The 19120-nt window shown below is 67.5% G+C and carries 20 protein-coding genes; 8 read left to right on the top strand and 12 right to left on the bottom strand.

Translation table 11 applies throughout. From position 1 onward, the window contains the following. Nucleotides 1-6: 6 nt before the first annotated feature. Both ACFX59_RS07605 and ACFX59_RS07600 read right to left on the bottom strand, forming a co-directional pair. A complete protein-coding gene (locus tag ACFX59_RS07605; RefSeq protein WP_387431155.1) occupies nucleotides 7-1833 on the bottom strand; it encodes a DUF885 domain-containing protein in 1827 nt (608 codons plus the stop codon). Between the two features lie 77 nt (nucleotides 1834-1910). After that, nucleotides 1911-2366, bottom strand: a complete 456-nt coding sequence (locus ACFX59_RS07600) for an Lrp/AsnC family transcriptional regulator (protein WP_387431152.1) — start codon at nucleotides 2364-2366, stop codon at nucleotides 1911-1913. A gap of 92 nt (nucleotides 2367-2458) precedes the next feature. Here ACFX59_RS07600 and ACFX59_RS07595 point away from each other — a divergent pair, with 92 nt between their 5' ends. Continuing rightward, the gene (locus ACFX59_RS07595; RefSeq protein WP_387431149.1) at nucleotides 2459-2770 is read left to right on the top strand and encodes a cupin domain-containing protein; all 312 of its coding nucleotides are present in this window, start codon (nucleotides 2459-2461) and stop codon (nucleotides 2768-2770) included. Between the two features lie 220 nt (nucleotides 2771-2990). On the opposite strand, the gene ACFX59_RS07590 is transcribed toward ACFX59_RS07595, so the two are convergent. Genes ACFX59_RS07590 through purM form a run of 4 tightly spaced genes read right to left on the bottom strand, consistent with a single transcriptional unit; the run spans nucleotide 2991 to nucleotide 5572 of the window. After that, a complete protein-coding gene (locus ACFX59_RS07590) occupies nucleotides 2991-3590 on the bottom strand; it encodes a hypothetical protein (RefSeq protein WP_387431147.1) in 600 nt (199 codons plus the stop codon). After that, on the bottom strand, nucleotides 3587-3874 hold the full coding sequence (locus ACFX59_RS07585) for an MmcQ/YjbR family DNA-binding protein (protein WP_387431144.1): 288 nt from the start codon (nucleotides 3872-3874) through the stop codon (nucleotides 3587-3589). Before ACFX59_RS07585 ends, ACFX59_RS07590 begins: the two co-directional genes overlap by 4 nt. Further along, a complete protein-coding gene (gene purN, locus ACFX59_RS07580) occupies nucleotides 3871-4449 on the bottom strand; it encodes a phosphoribosylglycinamide formyltransferase (RefSeq protein ID WP_387431142.1) in 579 nt (192 codons plus the stop codon). Before purN ends, ACFX59_RS07585 begins: the two co-directional genes overlap by 4 nt. Further along, entirely contained in the window at nucleotides 4439-5572 is a 1134-nt protein-coding gene (gene purM / locus ACFX59_RS07575) for a phosphoribosylformylglycinamidine cyclo-ligase (protein ID WP_387431140.1), read from the bottom strand. The genes purN and purM overlap by 11 nt, the downstream gene beginning before the upstream one ends. 83 nt (nucleotides 5573-5655) lie before the next feature. On the opposite strand from purM, the gene ACFX59_RS07570 reads away from it, so the two are divergent. Genes ACFX59_RS07570 through ACFX59_RS07555 form a run of 4 tightly spaced genes read left to right on the top strand, consistent with a single transcriptional unit; the run spans nucleotide 5656 to nucleotide 11185 of the window. Continuing rightward, nucleotides 5656-6891 carry a heavy-metal-associated domain-containing protein gene (locus tag ACFX59_RS07570; RefSeq protein ID WP_387431138.1) on the top strand — a complete coding sequence of 412 codons (1236 nt, stop codon included), beginning with the start codon at nucleotides 5656-5658 and terminating at the stop codon, nucleotides 6889-6891. Then, entirely contained in the window at nucleotides 6888-7496 is a 609-nt protein-coding gene (locus ACFX59_RS07565; protein ID WP_307098758.1) for a chromosomal replication initiator DnaA, read from the top strand. Before ACFX59_RS07570 ends, ACFX59_RS07565 begins: the two co-directional genes overlap by 4 nt. A 24-nt stretch (nucleotides 7497-7520) precedes the next feature. Beyond that, complete coding sequence (locus ACFX59_RS07560; protein WP_387431136.1) at nucleotides 7521-9686, top strand: RNA degradosome polyphosphate kinase; 2166 nt, start codon at nucleotides 7521-7523, stop codon at nucleotides 9684-9686. A 17-nt stretch (nucleotides 9687-9703) separates the two neighbouring features. Beyond that, entirely contained in the window at nucleotides 9704-11185 is a 1482-nt protein-coding gene (locus tag ACFX59_RS07555) for a Ppx/GppA family phosphatase (RefSeq protein ID WP_387431134.1), read from the top strand. Here the strand turns inward: ACFX59_RS07555 and ACFX59_RS07550 are convergent. Together ACFX59_RS07550 and rnd are read right to left on the bottom strand one after the other, a co-directional pair. Then, nucleotides 11163-11465 carry an I78 family peptidase inhibitor gene (locus ACFX59_RS07550; protein WP_387431131.1) on the bottom strand — a complete coding sequence of 101 codons (303 nt, stop codon included), beginning with the start codon at nucleotides 11463-11465 and terminating at the stop codon, nucleotides 11163-11165. The two genes, ACFX59_RS07555 and ACFX59_RS07550, sit on opposite strands and share 23 nt — an antisense overlap. Beyond that, nucleotides 11462-12640 carry a ribonuclease D gene (gene rnd, locus ACFX59_RS07545; protein ID WP_354292978.1) on the bottom strand — a complete coding sequence of 393 codons (1179 nt, stop codon included), beginning with the start codon at nucleotides 12638-12640 and terminating at the stop codon, nucleotides 11462-11464. The genes ACFX59_RS07550 and rnd overlap by 4 nt, the downstream gene beginning before the upstream one ends. A 149-nt stretch (nucleotides 12641-12789) precedes the next feature. Here rnd and aspS point away from each other — a divergent pair, with 149 nt between their 5' ends. Beyond that, on the top strand, nucleotides 12790-14604 hold the full coding sequence (aspS, locus tag ACFX59_RS07540) for an aspartate--tRNA ligase (RefSeq protein ID WP_387431129.1): 1815 nt from the start codon (nucleotides 12790-12792) through the stop codon (nucleotides 14602-14604). A 95-nt stretch (nucleotides 14605-14699) separates the two neighbouring features. Here aspS and ACFX59_RS07535 read toward each other — a convergent pair whose 3' ends face one another. Further along, the gene (locus tag ACFX59_RS07535) at nucleotides 14700-15350 is read right to left on the bottom strand and encodes a carbonic anhydrase (protein ID WP_354292980.1); all 651 of its coding nucleotides are present in this window, start codon (nucleotides 15348-15350) and stop codon (nucleotides 14700-14702) included. A 153-nt stretch (nucleotides 15351-15503) separates the two neighbouring features. Between ACFX59_RS07535 and lipA the strand changes: the two genes are divergently transcribed. Next, nucleotides 15504-16427 carry a lipoyl synthase gene (lipA, locus tag ACFX59_RS07530; protein ID WP_307104519.1) on the top strand — a complete coding sequence of 308 codons (924 nt, stop codon included), beginning with the start codon at nucleotides 15504-15506 and terminating at the stop codon, nucleotides 16425-16427. Beyond that, a complete protein-coding gene (locus ACFX59_RS07525; RefSeq protein WP_307098770.1) occupies nucleotides 16427-16885 on the top strand; it encodes a type II toxin-antitoxin system RatA family toxin in 459 nt (152 codons plus the stop codon). The genes lipA and ACFX59_RS07525 overlap by 1 nt, the downstream gene beginning before the upstream one ends. Here the strand turns inward: ACFX59_RS07525 and ACFX59_RS07520 are convergent. Genes ACFX59_RS07520 through ACFX59_RS07510 form a run of 3 tightly spaced genes read right to left on the bottom strand, consistent with a single transcriptional unit; the run spans nucleotide 16846 to nucleotide 19033 of the window. Then, nucleotides 16846-17346, bottom strand: coding sequence for a CinA family protein (locus ACFX59_RS07520; RefSeq protein ID WP_387431126.1), 501 nt, complete (start codon nucleotides 17344-17346; stop codon nucleotides 16846-16848). The two genes, ACFX59_RS07525 and ACFX59_RS07520, sit on opposite strands and share 40 nt — an antisense overlap. After that, complete coding sequence (locus tag ACFX59_RS07515; protein ID WP_309702674.1) at nucleotides 17346-17876, bottom strand: hypothetical protein; 531 nt, start codon at nucleotides 17874-17876, stop codon at nucleotides 17346-17348. Before ACFX59_RS07515 ends, ACFX59_RS07520 begins: the two co-directional genes overlap by 1 nt. Beyond that, nucleotides 17873-19033, bottom strand: coding sequence for a bifunctional 2-C-methyl-D-erythritol 4-phosphate cytidylyltransferase/2-C-methyl-D-erythritol 2,4-cyclodiphosphate synthase (locus ACFX59_RS07510; protein ID WP_387431123.1), 1161 nt, complete (start codon nucleotides 19031-19033; stop codon nucleotides 17873-17875). Before ACFX59_RS07510 ends, ACFX59_RS07515 begins: the two co-directional genes overlap by 4 nt. Between the last annotated feature and the right edge of the window lie 87 nt (nucleotides 19034-19120).

Genomic DNA, 19120 nt, shown 5'->3' with positions numbered 1-19120 from the left:
CGGCCGTCAGACGGCGCGGGCCCGTTCCTCGACGATCCGCTCGAGCATCGACAGCGGCATCGCGCCGGACTCCAGCACGTCATGGAAATGCTTGAGGTCAAAGCGGTCGCCCGCGATCGCCTTGGCCTTTTCGCGCGCGCGCAACCAGGCGGCGTGGCCGATCTTGTAACTGCATGCCTGACCCGGCGAGACGCAATAGCGTTCGACCTCACGCTGCGAGCGACCGGGTGCGAAGCCGACCGTGTCGACCAGGTATTTGGTCGCCTGATCATGCGTCCAGCGCTTGGTATGGATGCCGGTATCCACCACCAGCCGCGCGGCGCGGAACAGGAAGGATTGGAGATAGCCTGCGCGCTCGACCGGCGAGGCATAGCCACCGAGTTCGTCGGCCAGTTGCTCCGCATAGAGCGCCCAGCCTTCTAGATAGGCATTGAAGAAGGCGATCTTGCGCAGTGGATGGGTCGGCGCACGCTGGGCGGTCGAAATCTGCAGGTGATGGCCCGGCACGCCTTCATGATAGGTCAGGCTCGGCAATGTGTATTTCGGCCAGTCGTGCACGCTCTTGAGGTTGATCCAGTAGATCGCGGCACGCGAACCGTCGAGCGGCGCGCGGAAATAATAGCCGTTGGGCGCGCCGTCCTGGATCTCGGGCGCGACGCGGCGGATCTCGAGCGGGGCATTGGGCGGGTTGGTGAAGGCTTGCGGCAGGCGCGCCTGCATCGCCTGGACGCTGGCGTTGAGGCTGGCGAGCAGTTCGGCGCGTCCCGCGTCGGTATCGGCGAACAACTGGGTCGGCAGGCGGTTGAGCTGGTCCAGGCGTGCGCCGACGCTCCCCTTGGTCAGACCCTGGCTCTGCAGGATGGGTTCGAGCTGTGCGGTCAGCTCGGCCACCTGTTGCAGCCCCATGCGATGCACCGCGTCCGGCGTCAGGGTCGTGGTGGTCGCCTGCGCCAGGGCCGCGGCATAGAGCGCCTCGCCGTCCGGCAGCGCCCAGACGCCGGCGGCACTGCGTGCCGAAGGGCGAAGCGAGCGCAACAGCGCGATCTGGCGATCGAGCGCGGGATAGACCTGCTGGGCGACGATCCGGGCGGCGCGGCCCTGCCAGTCACCAGCGATGTTCGCCGCGCCGGTGCGGCGGGTCAGGGCCTGGACAAGCTGGCTGTCGGCCGGGGCGGGCGACCGGAGCTTCGCCATCTGGCCAAGCGCGAGATCGAGCGAGAAGTCGGGGGCGAGCCGCCCCTTTGCCGCCTCGCGCCGCTGGACCTCGGTTTCGTTATCCAGCTGACGCCCCATCAATGCGAGGCGATCGAGATAGGCTTCGGCATCGTCGGCGGTTTTGACGGGATGTGTCGAGGCCAGAAAATCGGGCAGCGAGAAATACACGCCGTCCTGCTGCGAGATCGGATAGGGCCCCTGCGGCGAGGAGAGGCCGAACTGCTCCGGGCCGACCATGTTGGACTTGATATTGTACAGCACCACTTCGCGATCGATGCGGGCCTGCGGCGATAGCGAAGCGGGGTCGACGGCGGCGACGAGCGCATGGGCCTTGCGATTGCGGGCTAGGTCCTTGGCGATCGCCTGGTAGCTGTTGTCGCTCAGCTTGTGCCGCAGATCGGCGTTCGTGCCGGTATCGAAGCCCAGCGACGTGGCGAATTCCGGCGACTGGCGCACGGTTTCGCCCAGCACCTGATCGAAGGCCGCATTCAGCCGCGTGTCCCCCGGCAAGGCCGCCGCCGCCGGACCACCCGACGCCTGCGCGGAGGCCGGGCGGGCGGGTAATGCACCGAGCCCGACGGCCGCGGCACCGGACAGCATGAAGGTGCGACGATCCATGAAATTTCCCCGTTTATGAAGCTATTGATGCCACGCTATGCGACGGGGCGGCCATTGCGCAACCCGGCCGTCGCCGATCAGGGCTTTTCCGGGCACCCCGCCCGTGCCGACAGGATGACGGTCGTCTCCACAGAGGCGATGCCCTCCACCGCCCGCAGACGGTCCGCCAGGTCCGACAAGGCCTGTGGTGACGCGACCGAGACGACCAACACCGCGTCCCGGTCGCCCGCGATGGCATAGATACGCTCCACCTCGGGCCAGGACAGGAGCGGGTCGGTGATCCGCCGACACGGGCGAACCGCCAGGCAAAGCGTCACCAGCGCCTGGACGCCTGCGACGACATCGGGCGCGATCATCGCGCTATAGCCCTGGATGATCCCGTCACGTTCCAGCCGCGCGATACGGGCCTGCACGGCGGTACGCGACAGGTTCAGCGCGCGGGCCAGCGAGGTGGTCGTCCGGCGCGCGTCATGACGCAACAATGCGACCAGCTTCCGGTCGGTCTCTTCCAGGGTCATGCCGGTCCGGTTCATGGGCGCTTTCGAAACGTCGTCACTGACGGCGATCCGCAATCTCGCCAATCACCTCGTTCCATAGCATGGGAGCCGCGACAAGGGAGGTCGTGATGAAGATCATCGAAGCAACCACGTTCACCGGCCATCGCCCCTGGGCGGCATTGGATATCGCGGAGATCGACGGGGTATCGGTTCGGCTCCACTGGACGGACCAGCCCTATATCTGGCACGTCAACGACGGTGCCGAGGTCTTTGTCGTGCTGGACGGCATAGTCGACATGCAGGTGCGCGAGCGGGGCGAGGAGCACGTCCATCGCCTGACGCCGGGGACGATCTTCCATGCCGAACCCGGCGACACCCATCGTGCCGTGCCGATCGGACCTGCGCGTGTGCTGGTCGTCGAACGGGCAGGGAGCATCTGACCGCTAAGCGACGATCTCCGGGTTGGAGGTCCCCGCCTACCGTTTGAACAAGCGGCGATAATGTCCATCTGCGGCGCGCAGAAGTGCTTCATGTGGCCCGTCCTTCGAGCGAGCGCCGATCTGGCGATTAATAGACACACCCGAGATAAGCCGCATCATCAATGCCAATGCCATCATCGCACGATGAATGGACCAGCGCCCCTCGAACTCCTGAGGGGCCTTAGCCGTGCTTCGTCACCCAAGCGGCGTTCAGCTTGGCCATCGTGCCGTGACGATCCCGCAGCCGCAGCCCTTCCAGGCGCAGCGTCCGGCCCCGCAGCAGGCGACCATGCGTGCTCCAGATCACGTCGTACAGCCCGCTCGCCGTCCGCGCGGTATCGCCGTCCCAATAGCGGGTCGTGATCAGCACCGGCAGTCGGCCTTCCTTCGTATCTGCCTGGCCATCGGTCAGGGCCAGGATCGGGTCGGCGATCGGCCCCGCATCGATCACGGGGTCGCCCACGGGCGCCTGCCGGGCGATCCCCGACTTTGCCGGGAAATCGATCGTCACGTCCTGCAGGTCATGATTCGGGTCACGCAGCGCGAGGCGGCGGCCGTCGCCTTCGGCGGTCGCGGTCAGGTCCAGCCGGGCACGCTCGTTGCGTTGCGCGCTGGCGGCGGCGGCCTTGTCGGCGGCATCGCTACGGCGCTGCGACCAATTCAGATAGAGCGTCAGCGCGGCGACGAGCAGACCTGCCACGGCCACGAACTCGGCCAGGCTCAGCAATCGCCGCCGCGACTTGGCGCGATCGGTGGCCTCGTCGCCGGCCGATTGGCTCATCGCCCGCCCGCCTCGAGCAATTCGGTCGGCGCGACCAGTTCCCAGCTGCGCGCGATCCGGTCCTCGATCAGCGTCCAGTCGCTGTCGGCCGACAGCGCGATGCTCGTCCAGTGCGGCGCGGCGCCTTCGTCGGCGACACACAGGTGTAGCCCAGACGCCCCGTCAGCGACCCGCGCAAAGGGCTCGCCTTCGACCAGGAACCGGGTTTCGCCGTCGTGCAGGTCCTCGGTCACACCGGGCAGCAGCAGGGCGATGTCGCGAATGCGGGCCAGATTATCGGTCATCGGCGCACGAACTCCGAGAGGATGCGGGGATAGAGACGATGTTCCTCGACCAGAACGCGCGCGGCAAGTGCCCTGGCATCGTCACCCGGCAGGATCGGCACCTCGGCCTGACCCAGCACCTTGCCATCATCCAGTTCCTCGGTCACGATATGGACCGAGCACCCCGCCTTGGCATCGCCCGCCGCGATCGCGCGCGCATGGGTGTCGAGCCCCTTGTAGAGCGGCAGGAGCGAGGGATGGATGTTAAGGATACGGCCCTCCCAGCGGCGCACGAAATCGCCCGACAGCAGCCGCATATAGCCCGCCAGCGCGATCACCTCCACGCCCGCGTCGCGCAGCGCTTGGTCGATCGCAGCCTCATAGGCGGGCTTGCCGATCCCCTTGGGCGACAGCGCGAAGGTCGCGATGCCCCGCTCCGCCGCCCAGGCCAGCCCGGCCGCCTCGGGCTTGTCCGAGGCGACGAGGGCGACATGATAAGCCGGGTCGCCGCCCTGCGAAGCGGCGACCAGCGACTGCATGTTGGAGCCGCGGCCGGAAATCAGGATGCCGACCTTGACCGGGCCGTCAGGCCGCATGGGTCGCCGTCCAGTCCGCCTTGGCGCTCCACGTGCCCGCCGAGCCGGTGACGGTGCAACCGCGCTCGCCCGCCTCGATCCGGCCGATGGTCAGCACAGTTTCGCCCGCTTCGGCCAGGGTGGCGGCCAGCGCTTCGGCCTGGTCGGCCGCGACGACCACCGCCATGCCGATGCCGCAGTTGAAGGTGCGCGCCATTTCCTCGGGTTCGATCCCGCCCTGCGCCTGCAGGAACGCCATCAGGCGCGGCTGTTCCCAGCGATCCGCATCGACCACGGCATGGACGCCCTTGGGCAGGACACGCGGGATGTTTTCGAGCAGACCGCCGCCGGTGATGTGCGCGAGCCCCTTGATCGTCCCGGCCTTGAGCGAGGGGAGCAGCGAGCGGACATAAATCCGAGTCGGCGCCATCAGCGCCTCGATCAGCAGCCGCTCCTGATCGAACAGCGCGGGGCGATCGAGCTTCCATCCCTTGTCGGCGGCAAGGCGGCGGACCAGCGAGAAGCCGTTGGAGTGGACCCCCGACGAGGCGAGGCCGAGAATCACGTCGCCGTCGGAAATCTCGCTTCCCGTCAGCACCTGGTCCCGCTCGACCGCGCCGACGCAGAAGCCCGCCAGATCATAGTCGCCCGGCGCATACATGCCCGGCATCTCGGCGGTCTCGCCACCGATCAGCGCGCAGCCCGCGATGCGGCAGCCTTCGGCGATCGAGGCGATGACCCGCTCCGGAACATCGCCCTCAAGCTTGGCGGTGGCGTAATAATCTAGGAAGAACAAAGGCTCGGCGCCCTGTACGACCAGGTCGTTGGCGCACATCGCGACCAGGTCGATGCCGACCCCGTCATGGCGATCATGCTCGATCGCCAGCTTCAGCTTGGTGCCCACGCCGTCATTGGCGGCGACCAGCAGCGGATCGGTGAAGCCCGCCGCCTTAAGGTCGAAGAAGCCGCCGAACCCGCCCAGATCGGCGTCGGCGCCCGGCCGCCGTGTCGCCTTGGCGAGCGGGCCGATCGCGCGGACCAGCGCGTTGCCCGCGGCGATCGAAACGCCCGCATCGGCATAGGTGTAGGGAGCGCCGGTTTCGGCGGGCGACGGGGTGGTGGACGGCGTGCTGTTGTCGGTCATGTTTGCCCGTTAGCTATATCGCGCTTGGATTTCCACGCCTGCTTCGCCAAAAGGCCGCGATGCGTTTGCGATTGCCCTCATTGATGTACGGCCTGACCGCCCTTGTCGCGGTGGGCGCGGGGGGCGGTGCGGTCCTGGCCCAGATCGAAGGACAGGATCGCGGCGTCGCGCCCGTCGACAGCGGCGGTGCCTATGAAGTCACCGGCGTGACGGTCGACGTGTCGGGCAGCACGGCAGAGGCCGCGCGGCTCGGCGGCTGGCGAATCGCGCAGCGAAAGGCCTGGGCGATGCTGGCGCAGCGGTTGGGGCGTGGCGGCGTCGGCGCGTCCGACGGCCTGCTCGATTCGCTCGTCTCGGGCATCGTGGTGGAAAATGAGCAGATCGGGCCGACCCGCTATGTCGCGCGGCTGGGGGTCCTGTTCGACCGGGTGCGGGCCGCCTCGGTGCTGGGCGTGTCGGCCTATGCCGATCGCTCGCCGCCGATGCTGGTCATGCCCCTCCAGATTTCGGGCGGCAGCGCGCAGATGTTCGAGAGCCGGACGCCGTGGCAGCTGGCCTGGGCGCGCTTCCGGACGGGCAATAGCAGCATCGACTATATCCGTCCCTCGGGCACCGGCATGGATCCGCTGCTCCTGAATGCGGGGCAGATCGGTCGCCGGTCGCGTGGCTGGTGGCGGACGATCCTCGACCAATATGGTGCGTCGGACATCCTGATCCCGGTCGTCCGCCTCTATCGCCAATGGCCCGGCGGGCCGGTGATCGGCGTCTTCGAGGCACGGCACGGCCCCGACAATGTCCTGCTCGGGACGGTCACGCTACGCGTCGGCAGCACCGATGCGTTGCCGCAACTGCTCGATACCGGCGTGGCACGGCTCGACGGCCTGTACCAGCGCGCGCTGGCGGGCGGGACGCTTCATCCCGATTCGACCCTCGCGCCGCCGCCCAAGCCGGAGGTGCCGATCACCGACGACAGCATGGGCGGCGACGAACCTGTCGCCGGCATCGATAGCGCCATCGCCCCGTCGGGCGCGGGGATATCGGTCACGCTGCAATATGATGCGCCCAGTGCCAGCGCCGTCGCCAATGCCGAAAGCCTCGTACGCGGCATTCCGGGGGTCGTGCGCGCCGCCACGACCAGCCTGGCACTGGGGGGCGTGTCGTTGATGGGCGTGACCTATGACGGCGACCCCGAGCAGCTTCGCCGCGCGCTGGAACAGCGCGGCTATCAGGTTTCAGGGTCCGGCACGACGCTTCGCATTCGTCGCGCCCCCCAAGTCCAGGCGCCTGCGCCTCCATCGGATAATGTGATCACCGGATGAACCAAATGGCGCTTCCGCTGGAATGGCCAGCGGACCCCTTGTCGGACGCGTTCCTGCTGACCGATTCCAACCGGCTTGCCGCGCGCATGCTGGAGCAATGGGAAAAATGGCCGACCATGGCCGCGATCCTGACCGGCCCGCGCAAATCGGGGCGGTCGCTGCTGGCGCGCATCTTCGCCGCGCGCAGCGGCGGTACGATCATCGACGATGCCGAGCGCGTGCCCGAGGTCCAGATCTTCCATGCCTGGAACACGGCACAGGCGGAACGCCGACCGCTGGTCATCGTCGCCGACGCCGCGCCGCCGCGCTGGGCGGTCAAGCTGCCCGACCTGCGGTCGCGGCTCGCCAATAGCAGCCTGGCCGAAATCGGAGCGCCCGACGACGAGCTGGTCGCCGCCCTGTTCGAGCTGCTGTTCCAGCGGCGCGGCCTCGATGCGCGGCCGGATTTGATCGAATGGCTGACCGCGCGGATCGAGCGTAGTCACCTATCTGTCATCCGCGCGGTGGATATGCTCGATCAGGGGGCGATGGAACGGCGCGCGCGCTTATCGATTGCCCTTGCACGTTCCACCCTGATCGGGGCCGGTCTGATCGCCGAGCCCTGAGCCCCGCGAACCAAGCGAGAAACGATGACCCGGCCTGCCCATATCGCGCAAATGTCCGAACCGGACGACGATCATGTCACGCGGGAGCCGAACGGGCGCTATTTCAATCGCGAGCTGTCCTGGCTGGCCTTCAACCGTCGCGTACTGGAGGAGGCGTGCAACACCGCGCATCCCCTGCTCGAGCGGCTCCGCTTCCTGTCCATCTCGGGCTCGAACCTCGATGAATTCTTCATGGTCCGGGTTGCGGGCCTGAAGGGGCAGCAGGCGCAGGACGTCGAACAGCGCTCGGTCGACGGACTGACGCCGGGGCAGCAGCTGAACGAGATCGTGGCCGAGGCGGACCGGCTGATGGCCAGCCAGCAGGAGGTCTGGGGCGACCTGCGCAACCTACTCGACGCGGCGGGCATTTTCGTGTTGCGCCGCGATGCGATCGATGCCGAGGCCAGCGCCTGGCTGGAGGGGCATGTCCGCGACCAGATCTTCCCGATCCTGACCCCCCAGGCGCTCGATCCCGCGCACCCCTTTCCGTTCATCCCGAACAAGGGGCTGTCGATGATCTTCGACCTGACCCGCGTGTCGGACAAGGCGCCGATCCGCGAGCTGGTGATGATGCCCCCGACGATGCCGCGCTTCGTTCGTCTTCCGGGCGAGGGGACGCGCTATGTGTCGATCGAGACGATCCTGCGCCGCTTTTCCGGGCTGCTCTTCCCCGGCTATGTCGTCAACGGCGCGGCGACCTTCCGCGTTCTTCGCGACAGCGATATCGAGATCGAAGAGGAGGCCGAGGATCTGGTCCGCTATTTCGCCAATGCGATCAAGCGGCGGCGGCGCGGCCGCGTCATCCGGCTGGAGCTGGAGACGGGGATGCCCGACGAACTGGCCGACGTGCTGCGCGACGAACTGGGCGGGACGGATGCGATCATCACCGAGAGCGGAAATCTGCTCGGCATCGGCGATCTCGACATGCTGGTCGATGCGGATCGGCCGGACCTGAAATTCCCGCCCTATACGCCGCGCTTTCCCGAACGGATCCGCGAGTTCGCGGGAGACTGCTTCGCCGCGATCAAGGCCAAGGACATCGTCGTCCACCATCCGTACGAGACGTTCGAGGCGGTCATCGCCTTTCTGAAGCAGGCGGCGGTCGACCCGGATGTGGTGGCGATCAAGCAGACCCTCTACCGCGCGGGCAAGCAGTCGGCGGTCATCAACGCCCTGATCGCGGCGGCCGAGGCGGGCAAGTCGGTGACCGCGATCGTCGAACTGAAGGCGCGCTTCGACGAGGAGCAGAATCTCTACTGGGCCTCCGCGCTGGAGCGGGCGGGCGTCCAGGTCGTCTATGGCTTTATCGACTGGAAGACGCATGCCAAGGTGTCGATGGTCGTCCGACGCGAGGGCGGCGACTTCCGCACCTACTGCCATTTCGGCACGGGCAATTATCATCCCGTCACCGCGCGCATCTATACCGATCTCAGCTTCTTCACCGCCGACCCGGCCATCGGGCGCGATGCGGCGCAGATGTTCAACTACATCACCGGCTATGTCGAACCCGTGGCGATGAGCCGGGTCAGCCTGTCGCCGCGCGACCTGCGGCACAATCTGATGGCGCTGGTCGATGCTGAGATCGCCCACGCCCGCGCGGGCCGAAAGGGCAGCATCTGGGCCAAGATGAACTCGCTCGTCGATCCGCTGATCATCGAGAAGCTGTACGAGGCGAGCGGTGCGGGCGTCGAGATCGACCTGATCGTGCGCGGCATCTGCTGCCTGCGCCCCGGCGTACCCGGCCTGTCGGATCATATCCGGGTGAAATCGGTCGTCGGCCGCTTTCTAGAGCATAGCCGCATCTGGGCGTTCGGCGACGGCAAGGCGCTGCCCCATGACGCGGCCAAGCTCTTCATTTCCTCGGCCGACTGGATGCCGCGCAACTTCGACCGGCGGGTCGAATATATGCTGCCCATCCTCAATCCGACCGTCCACGACCAGATCCTCGACCAGGTCATGGTCGCCAACCTGCTCGACAATGAACAGAGCTGGGAACTGGAGCCGGATGGCCGCTATGTCCGTGACGAACCGGGCGATCGCCCCTTCAACCTGCATCGGTATTTCATGACCAATCCTTCGCTTTCGGGGCGCGGCGCCGCGCTCGACACCAGCAAGGCGGTGCCGACCCTGTCGCTCCGGCGGCAGCGCTGATCGGGGGCGGCGGAACCATGGCAGCAATCCGCGCGCCGCGTACGGCGATCATCGACATCGGCTCGAACTCGGTCCGTCTCGTCGTCTATCAGGGTCCGGCGCGCCTGCCCGCAATCCTGTTCAACGAGAAGGTGATGGCGGGTCTCGGCCGAGGCCTCGCCGCCACGGGGGCGATCGACCCGGTCGCGCTGGGCAAGGCGCGGGTGGCGCTGGCGCGCTTCGCCAGCCTGGCGCGGGAGATGGGGGTGAGCAGCCTGCGCACCGTGGCGACGGCGGCGGTGCGCGATGCCGCCAATGGGCAGGAACTGATCGACTGCGCCGAGTCGCTAGGGCTCGAGGTCGAGCTGCTGTCGGGCGAGCAGGAGGCCAAGGGGGCGGGCGAGGGGGTCTTGTCCGCCATTCCCGATGCCGACGGGATCGTCGGCGATCTGGGCGGAGGCAGCCTGGAACTCGTGCGGGTGCGGGACGGTGGGGTCGAGGACCGGGTGTCCTTTCCGTTCGGCGTGCTGCGTATCCCGGCGCTGCGAGAGCGCGGCGGCAAGGCGTTCGAGCGGCAGATCGGACGGCTGATCGAGGAGGCGGGATGGGAGGGCCGCGGTCGGGGCCTGCCCTTCTATCTCGTCGGCGGATCGTGGCGGGCGCTGGCGCGGCTCGACATGACGCTGGCCGAATATCCCCTGCCGATCATCCATCACTATGAACTGACGCCGACCGATATAGCGAGGCTGTCGCGGACCATCCCGCATCTGTCCAAGGCGCGCCTGCGCGACGTGAAGGGCCTGTCGTCCAGCCGCGCGGCGACGCTCGGCGATGCGACCGCGCTGCTGAGCGTCCTCCTCAAGCATCTGGGCAGCAGTACGACCGTGGTGTCCGCCTATGGCCTGCGCGAAGGGCTGCTCTATGGCAATCTGGACGCTCGCACCCGCGCCCAGGATCCGTTGATCGTGGCGGCGCGCGAGGAGGGGCGGTTGCTCGGGCGCTTTCCCGAACATGGCGACCTGCTCGAAAGCTGGATCGCCCCGCTATTCGCAGGGGAAGCCGCCGCCGAGGCGCGGCTTCGTCACGCCGCCTGCCTGCTCGCCGATGTGGGCTGGCGCGCCAATCCGGAATTTCGGGCCGAACGCGGCGTGGAGATCGCGCTCCACGGCAACTGGGTCGGGATCGACGCCACGGGGCGCGCCATGCTGGCCCAGGCGCTGCACACGAGTCTGGGCGGAGGGCTGGACGTACCGGCACCGCTCGCCGAACTGGCGACCCCGGCGCAGTTGAAGCTGGCGACGAGCTGGGGACTGGCGATCCGGCTGGGCCAGCGGCTGAGCGGCGGCCTGGAGGGGCCGCTGGAGCGGACCAGCCTCGTTATGGGAACGACCAGCTTGGGCCTCGCGATGCTGGACGAGGACCGGGGCTTTTACGGCGAGGCGGTCGAGCGCCGCCACGCCGCGCTCGCCGCCGCGCTGGGGCGGACGGCGACGCGGATCAGCCGCACCGAATCCGCGTGATCCGTCCCTCGGCATCGGTTTCCAGGTTCAGCCGGTCGGTGCGATAGTCCATCGTGACCGCATCGCCCGGCGCAATCACCCGCAAGGTTCGCGCGCCGGTGCGCTTCAGCACGTCGGCCCGCATCGCCTCACCCCAGCGCTTGCCGATCAGGTCCGCGACGCGGGCCTCGCCGCACTGCATCGGTAGTTCCGCCATCTGCTCGCCGCGCGACGGCGGCGTTCCGGTCGGGGTACAGGCACCGATCGCTATCAGCGCGACGAGGACCACGGCCCGGTTCATGCCACCGGATCCTCGGTGCGGACCATCTTCAGCTTGCCGCCCTTGACGACGAAGCCGGTGCGCCCCTCGACCAGATCGAGCGCGTCGCGCCCGAACTGCTCGAACCGCCAGCCATCGAGTACCGACAGGCCGCTGCGAACCCCCGCCGCCAGCATCTCCAGATCGTCCGACCGGGCCAGCAGGCGCGGCGCCACGTCGATGTCGCGCGCGCGGATCTTGAGCAACAGCTTGAGCAGATCGGCGACCAGCGCGCCCTCGCGCCCCAGCCCTGGCTTGCGATCGTCACGCGCGGGCAGTTCGTCGGCGTCGAGCGGCGTCGCGCCCTCCAGCGCCTCCATCAGGCGATGACCGATGTCGTTGCCCGCCCAAGTGGCGGACAACCCGCGCACCTTGGCGAGATCGGCCTGCTTGCGCGGCGGATGCCCGGCCAGGTCGGCCAGCGTCTCGTCCTTGACGATGCGGCCACGCGGCAGGTCCTTGGCCTGCGCCTCCAGTTCGCGCCAGCGGGCCAGCGCCTTCAGACGGCCGAGCATGTCGGGCTTGCGACCCGATACGCGGACGCGCTTCCAGGCGCTGTCGGGATCGTTGGCGTAATGCGAAGGATCGGCCAGCCGCTCCATTTCCTGGTCCAGCCATGCGCCGCGCCCGGTCTTGCGCAGCCGTTCCAGCATCTTGGGGAAGATGGCGGAGAGGTGGGTCACGTCGCCGATCGCATAATCGACCTGCCGCTGGTCGAGCGGGCGGCGCGACCAGTCGGTGAAGCGGGCGCCCTTGTCGATCGGGATGCCCAGCCAGCTGTCGACCAGGTTGGAATAGCCGATCTGCTCGCCCTGGCCCAGCGCCATGGCCGCGATCTGGGTGTCGAACAGGGGGTGGGGGGTCTTTCCGGTCAGGTTATAGATGATCTCGATATCCTGCCCACCGGCATGGAAGACCTTCAGAACCTCGTCATTGTTGACCAGCAGGTCGAGCAGCGGCGTCATGTCCAGACCCGGCGCCTTGGGGTCGATCGCGGCAGCCTCTTCGGTGTCGGCGATCTGGATCAGGCACAGCTCCGGCCAATAGGTGCTTTCGCGCATGAACTCGGTATCGACCGTGATGAAGTCGGCTTGCGAGAGGCGGGCGCAGAGATTGGCGAGCGTGGCGCTGTCGGTAATCAACGGATGAACGTGCATCGCATGCACATAGCCGCACGCGCGCGGGTTGACAAAGAGGAACGCGCAGGTGCCCCTTCGGCATGTGGAGCGGGCACTGGGGGATTGACAAAACAGGGGTGGGCGGGGAAGCGGCGTCACTTTCCCCAGACGTTCAGAGAATGCTCGCCATGCACGCCTATCGTACTCATACCTGTGCCGCGCTGACGGCCGACGCCGTGGGCCAGACGGTCCGCCTGTCCGGCTGGGTCCATCGCAAGCGCGACCATGGCGGCGTCCTCTTCGTCGATCTGCGCGACCATTATGGCATCACCCAGATCGTCGCGGACAGCGATACCCCCGCGCTCGCCGTCCTGGAGGCGGTGCGCGTCGAGTCGGTCGTGACCATCGACGGCGTGGTGAAGGCGCGCTCGGCGGGCACGGTCAACGCCAATCTGGCGACCGGCGAGATCGAGGTGTTCGCGCGCGGCGCCACCGTGTTGTCGGCCGCCGAGGAACTGCCGATGCCGGTGGCGGGCGAGCAGGAATATCCGGAGGATATCCGCCTGCGCTATCGCTTCCTGGATCTCCGTCGCGAGACGCTGCACGCCAATATCGTGCGCCGGACCCAGGTCATCTCCGACATGCGGCGTCGCATGGAGACGGCGGGCTTCACCGAATATTCGACCCCGATCCTCACCGCCTCCTCACCCGAGGGCGCGCGCGACTTTTTGGTGCCCAGCCGCATCCATCCGGGCAAGTTCTACGCGCTGCCGCAGGCGCCGCAGCAGTATAAGCAGCTGCTGATGGTCGCCGGGTTCGACCGTTATTTCCAGATCGCGCCCTGCTTCCGCGACGAGGACCCGCGCGCCGACCGCCTGCCGGGCGAATTCTACCAGCTCGATCTGGAAATGAGCTTCGTCACCCAGGAAGAGGTGTGGGAGACGATGGAGCCGGTGATCGGCGGCATCTTCGAGAAGTTCGCCGATGGCCGCACCGTCACCCCGACGGGCGAGTTCCCGCGCATTCCCTATTCGGAGTCGATGCTGAAGTACGGCAACGACAAACCCGACCTGCGCAACCCGCTGATCATCACCGACGTCTCCGAGCATTTCACGACCTCGGGTTTCGGGCTGTTCGAGAAGATCGTCGGTTCGGGCGGCGTCGTCCGCGCGATCCCGGCGCCCAAGACCGCCGAGAAGAGCCGCAAGTTCTTCGACGAGATGAACGAATGGGCGCGCGCAGAGGGTCATGCGGGTCTGGGCTATGTCACCCGCAAGGGCGGCGAGTTCGGCGGGCCGATCGCCAAGAACCACGGCACCGAGGGCATGGAGGCGATCTATGCCGCGCTGGGCCTGGGCCCGGATGACGGCCTGTTCTTCGCGGCCGGCAAGGTCGATGCGGCCGCCAAGCTGGCCGGCCTCGCCCGCACCCGCGTCGCCGAGCAGCTCGGCCTGATCGAAGAGGGGGCCTTCCGCCTCTGCTGGATCGTCGACTTCCCCTTCTATGAGTGGGACGAGGACGAGAAGAAGGTCGAGTTCGCGCACAATCCCTTCTCGATGCCGCAGGGTGGCATGGAGGCGCTGACCACCGCCGATCCGCTGTCGCTCAAGGCCTATCAGTACGACCTGGTCTGCAACGGCTTCGAGATCGCGTCGGGTTCGATCCGCAACCAGTCGCCCGAACTGATGGTCGCCGCGTTCGAGAAGGTCGGCCTGTCCAAGGCGGATGTCGAGGAGCGTTTCGGCGGCCTCTACCGCGCGTTCCAGTATGGCGCGCCGCCGCATGGCGGCATGGCGGCCGGTGTCGATCGCATCGTCATGCTGATCTGCGGCGCACAGAATCTGCGCGAAATCTCGCTGTTCCCGATGAACCAGCGTGCCGAGGACCTGCTGATGGGCGCGCCCAGCCTGCCCAGCAACAAGCAGATGCGCGAGCTGTCGCTGCGCTCGACCGCCGAGCCCAAGAAGGATGTGGATCAGGTCGTCGCCGCTTCGGCGGGCTGATCCCACCCGACGGGCACAGAAAAAGGGCGGGCGCCGGATGCGGCGTCCGCCCTTTTTTCGTGTCATGTCCGGGCCGGGGGCTCGGACCGACTCTCTCAGGCCGCGACCAGCGATGGGGAGGCGGGCTTGAACTCGCCGCTCTCGTCCATCAGGTGCAGCACGCCGTCGGCGATCGCGAAATAGGCGCCGCGCAGGGTCAGCTTGCCCGCTTCCTCACGCTTGGTGACGAAGGGGAAGGTGCGCAGATTGGCGATCGAGGTGCGAACCGACTCGAGCTCCATCTCGCGCATCGCGTCCGGGCTGTCGCCATGCTTGGCGATGACCTTTTCACGCGCACCGTCGAGCAGGTTCACCCAGTCGGAGATGAAGCCGCCTTCGCCCTGCGGGGCATGGGCGAAGCCCTGGGTCAGCGCGGCCTTGCAGCCGCCGCATGCGCCGTGGCCCATGACGACGACGTCGGTCACTTCCAGCTGCGTCACCGCGAATTCCAGTGCAGCCGACACGCCGTGATGCCCGCCGCCCGTCTCGAACGGGGGAACCAGATTGGCGACGTTGCGCACGACGAAGATCTCACCGGGCAGCGTGTCGAAGATCTGGGCCGGATCGACGCGGCTGTCCGAGCAGGCGATCACCATCACCTTGGGGCTCTGGCCTTCCTTCAGTTCGGCCCAGCGGTCGCGCTGGCGACGCCAATCGGAGGTCCGAAAGCGCTGATAGCCATCCACGAGGTCGTTAAAGTCGGTCATTGCTCTCTCTTATCCAGTTAAGGAAGCCACGCTATAGCAGGCGAACCCGGGCATGGCCGTTTCGGTTCCATATCAAATTGTGTCTGTCCACGGATATCGCGCTGCGTGTCAGCGGGCATTGTGTCCGACCGGCTGCATCGCTATTTCGCGGGCATGAACGAGTTGACACCGTTGGCTGCGCCCGCGCGCGCACGCAAGCCCGACTGGATCCGCGTCAAGGCACCGACGAGCGCCGGTTTCGCGGCGACCCGCGAGCTGATGCGCGCCAAGAGCCTGACGACCGTCTGCGAAGAGGCGGCCTGCCCCAATATCGGGGAATGCTGGTCGAAAAAGCATGCGACCGTCATGATCCTGGGCGACACCTGCACCCGCGCCTGCGCCTTCTGCAACGTCAAGACCGGCATGCCGCGCAAGGTCGACGCGATGGAGCCGCAGAATGTTGCCGATGCAGCGGCGCAGATGGGCCTGAAGCATATCGTCGTCACCTCGGTCGACCGCGACGACCTGCCCGATGGCGGCGCATCGCAATTCGTGAAGGTCATCCAGGCGCTGCGCCGCACGACCCCCGACACCACCATCGAAATCCTGACGCCCGACTTCCGCAACAAGGCGCAGGCCGCGATCGAGTCGATCGTCGAGGCGCGGCCCGACGTGTACAACCACAATCTGGAAACGGTGCCCCGGCTTTACCCGACGATCCGTCCCGGCGCGCGCTACTACGCCTCGCTGCGCCTGCTGGAGAGCGTGAAGCGCCACGATCCGTCGATCTTCACCAAGTCGGGCGTCATGCTGGGGCTGGGCGAAGAGCGGCTGGAGGTCCATCAGGTGATGGACGACATGCGTTCGGCCGACATCGATTTCCTGACCATGGGCCAGTATCTCCAGCCCACGCCGCGCCATGCCAAGGTCGCCGAGTTCGTCACGCCCAAGGCGTTCGACGCCTATGCCTCGATCGCCCGCGCCAAGGGCTTCCTGCTCGTCGCCAGCTCGCCGCTGACTCGGTCCAGCTATCATGCGGGTGACGATTTCGAACGGCTGCGGACCGCGCGCGAGGCGAAGCTGGCCAGCGCCCGGTAATGCCCAAGCATAGCGAAACACGGCATCTGCCCTATACGCCGGAGCAGATGTTCGACCTGGTCGCCGACGTCGCCCGCTATCCGGAATTCCTGCCCTGGGTTTCGGCGATGCGCGTGCGGTCGGACTCGGACACCGAGACGGTCGCCGACATGATCGTCGGCTTCAAGGGGCTTCGCGAGACCTTCACCAGCCGCGTCACCAAGGCGCGGCCGGAGGCGATCGATGTCGAATATCTCGACGGGCCGCTCAAATATCTGCGCAACAACTGGCGCTTCCGGCCCGAGGAGCAGGGTTGCGCGGTCGACTTCACCGTCGACTTCGCCTTCAAGAACCGGGTGTTCGAGATGCTGGCGGGGCAGGTGTTCGGCACCGCGCTCCGCCGCATGATCGGCGCGTTCGAGGACCGCGCAGCCAGGCTTTACGGCAACAACAACTCCAACGCCAACAGCGCCGCCTGAAGCCGGATCGCGCCGCGGCCGATTTCACCGAATTCGTGCCGCTCGGCCTTGATCTCTTCGGGGTCGCCGTCGCGAAGCGCCTGGGCGAAGACAACCGTTCCGACCGGCTTCTTCGCCGTGCCGCCGCCGGGCCCTGCCACGCCGGTGATCGCGACGGCGATATCGGCCTCGCTCGCCGCCAGCGCACCCTGCGCCATCGCCCAGGCGGTGGCGGTCGACACCGCGCCGAACGTGTCGATCATGTCCGGGCTGACGTTCAGCAGCTTGATCTTGGCCTGGTTGGAATAGGTGACGAAACCCGCCTCGACCACGTCGGACGAGCCGGGGATTTCGGTCAGCGCGGCCGATACCAGGCCGCCGGTGCAGCTCTCGGCCAGCGCGACACGGCGGCCGATCGCCCGGTTGGCGACGACGGCACGCTCGGCCAGCGCGACCAGTTCGGGAGGAAGAAGCACGTCCATCAGCGGTTTCCGTTGGGGCAGAGGGGCAGGTCGGGCACGGCGACCTGTCGTCCGCGCGCCTTTTCGCTTTTGAGATATTGCAGCGCAGTGACGATCACCGCCGCCATGTTGCGCGGGGGCAGGGGGGCGAGCTGCGTCACCAGCCGGTCGATCGTCCCGCAATCCTCCAGCCCGATCCGCCCGACGATGAACGGGACCAGCAGGGAGGTCAGCAGCGGCCGGGCATAGTCGGACTGGAGCAGCGTATCCACGGTCGGATCGGACAGCTTGACGATCGCGGCGCGCGCGGTCGGCCATGCCTGATCGGCCGAGGCTTCGTATTTGGAGATGAGCGTGCCGTTGCCGCGGATCAGGCTGTTGGCGGGCAGCCGCGCGCCGCAGACCCGGCCGGTTTCGCGCAGAATATCCGGCATGGCGACCAGGGTCATCGCCTCGGCCTCGGGCGGTGTGATGCAGGCCCGTTGCTGCGCCATCGCCGCCTCCGGGGCGATGAGCGAGGCCAGCGCGGCGATCAGCGCCAGCCGCTTCACGCCGCCGCCCCGCCCGGCAGACGAACGGTCGCCACCGCCTGCGTCGCAATGCCTTCGCCGCGCCCGGTAAAGCCCAGCCGCTCGGTGGTCGTGGCCTTCAGGCTGACCCGGCCCTGATCGATACCCAGCAGCTCGGCGATCCGCGCGACCATGGCGGCGCGATGCGGCCCGATCTTGGGCGCTTCGCAGATGATCGTCAGGTCGACGAAATCGATCCGACCCCCCTTGTCGGCGATCAGCTTGGCGGCGTGCTGGAGGAACTGCCCCGACTCGGCCCCCTTCCATTGCGGATCGCTGGGCGGGAAATGCGTGCCGATATCCCCGGCCGCGATCGTGCCGAGCAGCGCGTCGGTCAGCGCATGGAGCGCGACATCGGCGTCGCTATGTCCCGACAGGCCCTGATGGTGCGGGATCAACACCCCGCCCAGCCACAATTCCTCGCCGTCTTCCAGCCGGTGGACGTCATAGCCCATGGCCGTCCGGGTTTCCCAGGTCAGGCGCATGTCCGCGCCGTTCAGGTCGTCGGGATAGGTGATTTTTTCGAGCATGGCATCGCCCTGCACCAAAGCGACGCGTCCGCCAAGCCGTCGTACCATCTGCGCATCGTCGGTCGCCTCCGCATCGGCTGGCCAAGCGGCATGCGCGGCGACCACCGCCTGCAGGTGAAAGCCCTGCGGCGTCTGCACCCGAACGACGCCGTAGCGCGGTACGATCTCCCCCAGCACCGCATCCCTCTCGCGCGCCAGCGTGTCCGCCACCGGCAGGACCGGTATCGCGCCATCGGCCGATGCCATGCCCGCCAGCACCCGGTCGATCACCTCGGCCGAAAGGAAGGGGCGGGCGGCGTCGTGGATCAGCACCTGCTCCACCCCCGCAAGCGCCAGGTGCCGCAAGCCCCGCGCCACTGATTCGCGCCGCGACGCACCGCCCGGCTCCACCCAGCCGCCCGGCAGGATGGCGCGGGCCTGGTCCAGCCGATCCTCCGCCACCACGGTCAGCACCATGTCGATGCCGGGATGCGAGAGAAAGGCGTCATGGCTCCAGCACAGCATCGGCCGCCCGCCGAGATCGCGGAACTGCTTCGGCACGCCGCCACCCATCCGGCTGCCGCCACCCGCCGCGACGATCAGCGCGGCGATCTTTGCTTTCTGGCTCATGGCGACGTCGCCTAGCGGCTTTTGCAAGTCCCCGCCAATCTTGCCTTCCTGACCATCTTGGGATAGGGCGTTGCTTATTTTTCAGGC

Origin of the sequence: Sphingomonas sp. NCPPB 2930 (assembly GCF_042867205.1) — a bacterium.
Classification (GTDB): Bacteria; Pseudomonadota; Alphaproteobacteria; order Sphingomonadales; family Sphingomonadaceae; genus Sphingomonas.
This window is presented reverse-complemented; position numbering and strand designations above follow the sequence as displayed.